The following is a 7,923-nucleotide window of genomic DNA, read 5'->3' as shown; positions in this document are numbered from 1 at the left end:
TCCGGATTGGGGGTGTAGGTGTACTCGCCGGTGGCCAGATCGAGCTCGAGGCTTCCATTTTTTGTGGGTTCGGCGATCGTATAGCGCAACGTATCGCCATCCGCGTCGGTTGCAACAACCTTGCCCTTGATGGGCTGGTCTTCGTCGATCGTGATGTCAACGCCTTCGACGACCGGTGCGTCATTGACGGCGGTGACGGTGACGTTGACGGTCGATGTTGTTTTGCCGCCGTGATCGTCATCGACGAGAACGGTGAACCGGTCAGGGCCGTTGTAGTCCGGATTGGGGGTGTAGGTGTACTCGCCGGTGACCAGGTCGAGGTTGAGTTTTCCATTTTTCGGAGACTCGCCGATCGTATAGCGCAACGTGTCGCCGTCCGCATCGCTCGCGATGATTTTGCCTTTGATGGGTTCATCCTCGGCAATCGTGATATTGGCGCCTTCGACCACCGGCGCGTCATTGACGGCGGTGATGGTGATGTTGACGGTGGACGAGGTCTTGCCCCCGTGATCGTCATCGACAAGAACGGTGAACCGGTCCGGGCCGTTGTAGTCCGGATTGGGGGTGTAGGTGTATGCGCCGGTGGTCAGATCGAGCTCGAGGTTTCCATTTTTCGGCGGTTCGCCGATCGTATAGCGCAACGTGTCGCCATCCACGTCGGTCGCAACGATCTTGCCCTTGATGGGCTCATCCTCGGCAATCGTGATATCGACGCCTTCGACCACCGGCGCGTCGTTGACGGCGGTGACGATGACGTTGACGGTTGATGTCGTCTTGCCGCCGTGCTCGTCATCGACAAGGACGGTGAATTGATCGGGACCGTTGTAGTCCAGGGAAGGGGTGTAGACATATGTCCCGGTGAGCGGATCGAGATCAACGTTGCCGTGCTTCGGATCTTCGGCAACCGTATAGCGCAGCGTATCGCCATCCGGATCGGTCGCAACAATCCTGCCCTTGAAGGGCTGGTCTTCGGCAACCGTCAGGTCCGCGCCTTCGACGATCGGCACGTCATTGACGGCGGTGATGGCGATATTGACGGTGGATGAAGTCTTGCCGCCGTTGCCGTCATCGACGAGAACGGTGAACTGGTCAGGACCGTTGTAGTCCGGATTTGGGGTGTACGTGTATTCGCCGGTGACCAGGTCGAGTGTGAGATCTCCATTCTTTGGAGGCTCGCTGACCGTATAGCTCAACGTATCGCCTTCTGCGTCGGTTGCGACGATCTTGCCCTTGAAGGGCTGGTCTTCGTCGACCGTGACGTCGACGCCTTCGATGACCGGCGGGTCATTGACGGCCGTGACTGTGATATTGACGGTGGAGGAAGCCTTGCCGCCCTTGCCGTCATCGACGAGAACCGTGAACTGGTCCGGGCCGTTGTAGTCCCGGTTCGGGACGTAGGTGTACGTGCCGGTAAGCAGGTCCACTTCGACCTTGCCGTGTTCCGGCGGCTGGCCGATGGTGTAGCTCAGCGTGTCCTGGTCGGCGTCGGTGGCGACGATTGTGCCGCTGAGGGGCTGGTCTTCTGCGATGGTGAGCGTGTAGTCGGAAACTTCCGGCAGGTCGTTGGCGCCGGTGACGGTTACAGTGAGCGAGGCGGTCGAGGTGGCCTGCGACGGGTCGGCGATCGTGTACGAGATCGAGCTGACGGCGGTCTGGCCGGCGCCCAGGGGCTTGAAGTCGCCGCGCGGGTCGAATTCGTAGGATCCATCGGGACGGATGGCGAAGGCGCCGCCGTGGGAGCCGGGGACGGTGAGGCCGTTGGCTCCCATCGGCAGGCCGTTGATGGAGGCAAGCGTCAGCGGGTCGCCGTCGGGATCGCTGTCGTTGGCGAGCAGGTTGCCGCGGATGCGTTCGTCCTGCGAGCCGCTGGCGCTGTCGTCGAGCGCGATCGGCGCCGAATTGGGCGGGCCGGTTTCATCGCCGGCTCCGGCGCCGGCGCCAGGCTGGCGGGGCAGCGCGTCATTGGCGCGGGCCGGATTGGGGTAGGCCAGGTCCAGCGGGGTGGTGGTTTCGAGGATGCGGGCCAGGCGCACGATGCTGGTGCCGCCGCCTTCGCCGCCGCCGGCCAGCACGGCCGCGGCGGGGTCGAGCTGATCGAACGGGTCGCGGCCTTCGCGCAGCGCCGCCAGCAGGCGCTCGGTTTCGCGTCCGACCGGGGGAACGATCGCCGCCTCGGAGATGTCGGCCAGGGGCGAGTCGATTTCCGGGGACATTGCGACGTCGCGGCTTTCGCCGATCACGATCGGCATGCCGTTGCCGGTCTGGAGGGTGACCGTGGCGCCGGCGGCCGTGACGATGTCGCTGCCGATGGGAACCTTGCTGCCCTGGCGCAACTCCGTCAAGGAGCCATCGCTATTGCGTATCCAGGCGCGGCCGGTGATTTCGTTGACGACGGCGAGGAGGGGAGTAGCCATGATGGTTCCGTTCCAGGAGTGATCCACATGGCCAGATGTTAGGGGCGATGTTCTGGGGCCAGCCCCTGTTCGCAGACGATGTCAGGGGTGAATTCGTCCGGTTGTCCTGAATGAAACCTGGTAAAGAAGAACGCCCGGCGCCTGCCTGAGTACTCAGGCAGGAAGGCCGGGCGCCAACGGATGGTCCGCGCTTGTGGATCATCCGAGGGAAGCGGCCGCGGGCCGCTTCCCGGGTGGGTGCAGCTTAGTGGTCGTTGACGTTCAGCTTCCCCTTCTGGATCAGGTCGTTGATGATGGTCTGGTTGTCCAGGAGCTGGCCGTTGGTGCCATGCATCAGGTCGACGTTCTCGAGCACGATCTTCTGGTCGGGACCCTGGCCGATTTCGCCCTTGGTGTTGATCTCGATCACCGTGTTCTTGGCGTTGTCCGGGTCCTGCTTGAAGTTCAGGTACTGGCTCAGCGTCGACTGCTTTTCGCCGACCAGCAGATCCCTCAGGTCCAGGATGTCGCCGCCGTCGGCGGGCTTGAGGATCGAGAAGTCCTTGATCGTGTCGACAGCCGGCGCGCCGACCGTGCCCTGGTCGTTCAGCTCCCACTTGAACGTGTCGCTGCCTTCTCCGCCGATCAGGGTGTCGTTGCCCTTGCCGCCGTGCAGGACGTCGTTGCCGTCGCCGCCGTACAGCGTGTCGTGCCCGTCCCCGCCGCGCAGCACGTCATTGCCCGCGCCTCCGTAGAGGAAGTCGTCGCCGGTGCCGCCGGTCAGGGTGTCGGCGCCCGACGTGCCGTAGGTCACGGCATCGACGCGGATCGTGAGGTCGCTGTCACGGTTGTAGGTGTAGGCGCTGCCATCCTGATCGTGGCCCTGGATCGTGATGTCGATATTCAGGTCCAGCGCGCCGGTAAAGCCGGCGGACGGCTTGAGCGTCAGCGTGTCGAGGTTCCAGCCCTTGACGTCCACCGAGCCGTTGGCGTCCGTGGCCGTGAAGCTGTGGCCCTGGCCGTCGCTCAGCACGAAGCCGGCCAGCAGGTTCTCGACCATGATGCCGACGACATGCTCGCCGCTGGCCAGCGGCAGGTTGGCCGGGTCGACCTGGATCTGCGACAGCTTGATCTCGGCGTTCACCGGGGCTTCGTTGTAGCCGTAGACCTTGTAGTGGCCATAGCCTTCGGTGCCGATCAGGCTGCCGACCTTGAAGCCGGAGTCCTTGGCGGCCAGCTGTTCCTTGGCGGCCTCGAAGCTCGGGAAGAAGGTCAGCGCCTTGCCCGGATCGCTGCTGTTCTCGATCCAGACGTTGAACATGCCCGGGCCGTTCTGGTTATGCAGGAACATATCCAGGGTGTACAGGCCGCTCTCCGTCGGGGTGAAGGTGAAGGTCTTGACCGTGGCATGGTCGCTGCCCCAGCGCAGGTCCACTACCTGGCCGCCCATGTTGCGGTCGCCCAGCACCACGCGCAGGCTGTCGTCGCCCTGGGCGTGCACGGTGTAGGTTTCGCCGGCCTTCAGGTAGATCACGCCGTTGGCGTGGATCGCCGTATTGCCGTTGACGTTGCCCCATTGCGAACGGGCGTCGCCTTGCGGGTCCTTGCCCATCAGGTCCTGGACCTTGTACTGCCCCTCGCCGCTGTAACGGCCAACGAAGCTGGCGTCCCCGTACTTGTGGCCGCGGCCTGGGCCGATGGGGTCCCTTGAGCGGAAGCCGTTGCCGTTCGAGTCGATTTCCATCAACTGCTTGATCAGGGCTTCGAGGTCGTTGGAGTAGGCGCCGTTGCCCTCGGTGCCGCCGCTCTTGTCGAGCTTGGTCAGCACGTCGTTCACTTCCTTGTCGGTCCCCCGCGCTCCGCTCTTGGTCGCCCACACCGTCAGGTTAAGGCCCTCGTTGGTCAGGGTCGGCTGCGGCGTCTTCACCGCCACGTCATCGTCGTGAATGGTCGTGGTCGCCGGGTTCTTGTCCGCCAGAATGCCGCGGTCGAAGGCGTTGCCTCCGGTCACGTTGCCCAGCGAGAGCGACAGGCCCTTGTTGCCCTCGACCGCATGGTCGTTGACCACGCCCACGGTCACGGTGGCGCTGGACTGGCCGCCGCCGATCGTGACGGAGCCGGGCAGGTTGCCGGTGTCCGTATTGCCGGTGGCGTCGCCTTCCCACTGCAGCGCGGCGGTGATGGACTTGCCGTCCGGCACCTTGACTTCGTTGCCGTCCTTGTCGACCAGCATGACGGTGTAGGAGACCGATCCGTCGGCCTCGCTGACGTGGGCCGAGTCGGCCACGACCTTCAGGAAGACGGCCGGCCCGTTGTCGTAGCCATTCAGGTTGATGGTGATATGGCCTTGCTGGCTGTCGCCGTCGGCGTCGGTGACGGTATACGTGTAGGTCAGCGCCTTGTTGCCGATTTCGAAGTTGTCGTAGGCCTTGCGGCTCATTTCGAACGTGTAGTGGCCGTTGGCGTCGATCGTCAGCTTGCCGTACTCGTTCTCGATGACCGTCGAGCCATCGGCCCGGGTGACGCCGCCGGTCCAGGCCACCGAGCCGGCGCCGTCGGCGCCGTACTGCCAGCCTGCGACGCCGCCGCCTTCGGTGCTGAACAGATCGCCTTCGACCTTGGGCAGCGGGTCGGTGGACGATACCGTGGCATACAGTTCGAAGGAGTTGGCCTGGCCTTCCTTGGTGTGGATTTCCGTGACCAGCTTGCCGTTGGCGTCCTTGAAGCCCGGGATGTTCAGCACATAGGTGCGGTCGCCGACCTGGAAGGTCTGCTGCAGCGAGGAGTCGGAGATCCGGACGATGTCGTCATCGCGGGAATCGCCATAGTTGTTCGGCGTTTCCGTATGTTCCAGCGTGATCGTGTGGTTGACGACGTGCTCGACGCCATCGATGGTGACGCGCAGCACCACGTTCAGCTCGACCGACTTCAGCGAATTTCCGGTCATCGGGAAGTTGTTGTGCGTGAACGTGCCGATCTTGAAGGTGGTGTCCAGCAGATCGGTGGCGTTGCTGCGCAGCCCCTCGTTGTCCACGAAGCTGTAGCCGGAGTACTTCGAGCCCCAGTTGGACGGCTTGCCCCAGGTGATTGCGTCGATTCCGGGATCGCTGTCGTTGTTGGTCTGGCTATTCAGCGAGCCGTTGTTTTCCAGCTTCCAGTTGCTGAAGCCGGATTGCAGGCCGCCGACGCCGATTTCGCTGACCGGCACGCCGACGCTGGACGTCGGGTTCGGGTTGTTGGCCGGCATATCGTCTTCGACGTTGACGGTGATCGTGGCGGTGCTGCTGGCGCCCAGCGCGTCGGTCACCTTCACGCCGATGCCGAACGACTGCACGTCCTCGACGCCCTTGTTCGGGTGGTCGACCGGCGCGTCCAGTTTGACGCTGTAGTTGCCCTGGTTGTCGACGGTGACGGTGATCACGGTCTTGCCGTCGACCGTGCCGGTCAGGGTCTGGTTGCCGTCGGCCAGCGTCCAGGTCACGGGCTTGCCGCCCGACACCAGGACGCCGTCGGCCGGAGCCTGCAGGCTGACCGACAGGCCCTGGTTGCCGTTGGCGTCGGAGATCTGCAGCACGCCCGAGTAGGACGTTTCGTTCGACTGGTCGACCGTGCCGTTGGAGTCCTTGATGCCGCCGGCCAGGCCTTCCTCGGAAACCGATACGTGGGCGTCGTGGATCTCGGGAGCGCTGTTCTCCGTGGCCTTGGAGGTCACGGTGAACTCGCCCGTCACCTTGTCGCCGTCGCCATCGGTGCCGGTCACGCCGACGGTGAAGTCCATCGGGCCGGCCGGGATGTTCTCCGTATAGGAACCGGTCGTGAGGAACGACATCTTGACGCCGCCGCCCGCGGTGAACTGGATCGCGTCGAAATGAGACAGCGAGGGGGTGCCGCTTTCCAGCATGTCCTTCGTGATGTGGAGGCTGCCAGTCGAGCCGTTCACGTTCAACGAGAAGGTCCTGGACTCGTTGCCGCTCCAGACCGTGACCTGGACCGTGCCCGATCCCTTGACTTCGGCCACGTTCAGGCTGAAGTCCGACAGCGCCTGCTTGAAGTCCATGCGGAAGCTCTCGCCCGCATCGAAGGAGGTGTTGCCGATGCCGAACGAGTTGCCGCTGCCGAACGAATTGGCGTTGAACGTCTTGCCGCCGCCGGCGGTCAGCGTGGCGTAGCCCAGGTCGTAGCTGGTCTGCGGGTTGTTGGTGATGCTGGAGGCCAGGTCGATCGATTCGGTCGTTCCCGGGCGGGCTTCGTGCTGGGTGACCGTATAGCCGCCGGCCGGATTCACCGTGACCGTGAAAATCTTGCTGCCGTCGGGCGAGAAGATGTCGACCGAGGATTGGCCCAGCGTGCTGGTGGTCCAGCCTTCGGGCAGCTTCCCGATGGAGGAGACGACCAGCGCGGCGCCGACGGAATCGGCGCCGGTATTGAACTCCAGCGTGCCTTGCACCGTGGAGCTGGTGTTGTCCATGGTGGTGTTGGTGATGGTGCCGAACTCGGGGCTGTCATCCTCGATATTGACCGTGATGCTGCCGCCGGAGGTGGTGTGGCCGTCGCTGACCACCACGCCGACACCCAGCTGCAGCACGTCCTCGACCGAATTCGTCGGATGATCCACCTGGCCGGACAGGGTGACCGTGTAGTCGCCCGTGTTCGTCACCGTCATGGTGATGACGGGCTTGCCCAGGTAGTCGGTGCCGACCAGGGTGTGGCCGTCGCCGGACAGGGACCAGACGACCGGCCGTCCTTGCGAGTACAGCGCCGTGTCGGCCGGCTTGACCAGCGTCACGGTATGGGCGTCGCCCGAGTCCACGTCGGCAATGATCAGCTTGCCGGAGTAGGTCGCGGCGTCCGTCGTATCGGCAACGCCCTTGTCGTCCTCCAGGCCGAGCGGCAGCCCTTCTTCGGAGATGCTGAGGATGGCGCTGGTGATCGTGGGCGCGTCGTTGGCGCCGTTGATGCTCAGGCTGAGCGTGGCGCTGGATTCATCGCCATCCGCGTCGGTGATGGTGTAGTCCAGCGTGAAGTCCAGCTTGGTGTTCGCGCCCAGCGCCTGGACGGCCGGCTTGCTGTTGTCCAGCGTGAACCGCCAGGTGCCGTCGTTGTTCAGGGTCAGCGTGCCGTACTGCTCGATCTCGGCGCGCTGCGCGTCGGAGACGTTCCAGGTCACGTCCTTGATGGCGTCGGCGCCCTTGGTGTCGTTGTCCACGACGTTGCCGCCCAGAGTGTTGACGGTGGCGTCTTCGGTGACGCTGCCGCCGTCGTCGTCGTTGGCCGTGGGTTCGGTGTCGATGATCTGGATGACGAGGTCACCCGTGGTGGTCTTGCCGGCCACGTCGGTGACGGCGACCTGGAACTCGTCACGCACCTTGTCGTCACCCGCGCTGTGATCGTCCGCGCCGCCCGTTTCCTCGTAGGAGTACGTGATCTTGCCGGTGGCGGCATCGTAACCGGTGATGGTCAGGATGCCCTTGTCGGTGGTGATGACCACCGGCGTGGTGTTGGCGCCGGTGACGTCCTGGCCGCCGACGGT

2 protein-coding genes are annotated in these 7,923 nt (G+C 64.3%); both read right to left on the bottom strand.

Going from position 1 to position 7,923, the window contains the following annotated elements:
- On the bottom strand, positions 1-2,414 hold a 2,414-nt coding region (locus A6B37_RS25870; RefSeq protein WP_146748027.1), incomplete at its 3' end, for a retention module-containing protein.
- A 244-nt stretch (positions 2,415-2,658) separates the two neighbouring features.
- The coding region (locus A6B37_RS25865; protein WP_146748026.1) for a VCBS domain-containing protein at positions 2,659-7,923 on the bottom strand (5,265 nt) is incomplete at its 5' end.

The organism is Achromobacter sp. HZ01, assembly GCF_003267925.1.
GTDB lineage: Bacteria > Pseudomonadota > Gammaproteobacteria > Burkholderiales > Burkholderiaceae_B > Achromobacter > Achromobacter pulmonis_A.
The sequence above is the reverse complement of the archived record's forward strand: the minus strand, read 5'-3'. Positions and strand labels throughout refer to the sequence as shown.